The organism is Nocardia sp. NPDC020380, from assembly GCF_044386975.1.
Taxonomy (GTDB): domain Bacteria; phylum Actinomycetota; class Actinomycetes; order Mycobacteriales; family Mycobacteriaceae; genus Nocardia.
The window spans coordinates 1-1006 of sequence record NZ_JBIRVQ010000048.1 but is presented as its reverse complement, the minus strand read 5'-3'; the positions used below and the strand labels follow the sequence as shown (position 1 = coordinate 1006).

Below are 1006 nucleotides of genomic sequence, written 5' to 3'. Positions count from 1 at the left end.
CTGGCTACCGGCATCGGAATGGTGAACAGTGCTGGCACCCAACGGATTGCCCTCACGCAACCGCATAGAGGCCGCTTGACGGATCGCCGACTCGACGAACACCGACTCCTTGCGGGTCGAGCATTCCCAGCCCAGGATCCGCCCCGCGAAGGCATCGATCACGAACGCCGTGTACACGAAACCACCCCCGGTCAGGCGGACGTAGGTGAAATCGGCGACGACGAGCATGTTCGGTGCCGCGACCCGGAAATGGCGATCGACCAGGTCCGGTGCCCGCGACGCTGCCGGATCGGCCTCGGTGGTGCGGACCTTCTTGCGCCGCACGACTCCCTGCCAGCCGTTGCGGCGCATCAACCGTTCGATCGTGCACCGGGCCACCGGAATCTTCTGGCGTTGCAGATGCGCCCACATCTTCTCCGCCCCGTACAGGCATTCGGGCTTGCGCCGGCCCTTCTCGTCGGGTTCGTAGATCCCGGCCAGGATCTCGGTGACCGTGGTGTCCCACAACGCCCGCTTCGACGGCGCCCGCCGCGCCCATGCGTGGAAGGTACGCGGGGAGATCGTGACGCCTTGCCCGGTCAGCGCCCGGCACATCGCCGCAATCGGGAACCGGGCCTTGTGCTCGGCGATGAACTCACACACTAACGGTGTCGCGGGTCGTTCGCCCGCGCGAAAAAAGACGTTGCAGCAGAAAGGATTTCGATCGTCTGTTCCAGCTCGGCGATCTTGCGTTTCTGTTCCCGGATGATCCGCGCCGACTCCGTCGAGGTCCCGTCGGCCTCACCCCGATCGACCGCACCCTGACGGATCCACTTCCGCAGCGTTTCCGCGGTCATGCCCAGCCGCGCTGAGACCGCCTTGATCGCAGCCCACTCACTGTCGTAATCGCCGCGGTGCTCCACGACCAGTCGCACAGCCTTGGCCTTGGTCGCTTCGTCGTACTTCGCTGGCATCTCGTGCCCATCCTCTCAAGAAAGAGGGTGTGCACAAAACCCGGGGCGGTTCA

At 65.1% G+C, this 1006-nt stretch carries 1 pseudogene; it reads right to left on the bottom strand.

Annotation, left to right across the window (positions count from 1 at the left end):
• A pseudogene (locus ACH438_RS46265) lies at positions 1-953 on the bottom strand (IS3 family transposase); the annotation flags it as partial.
• Between the last annotated feature and the right edge of the window lie 53 nt (positions 954-1006).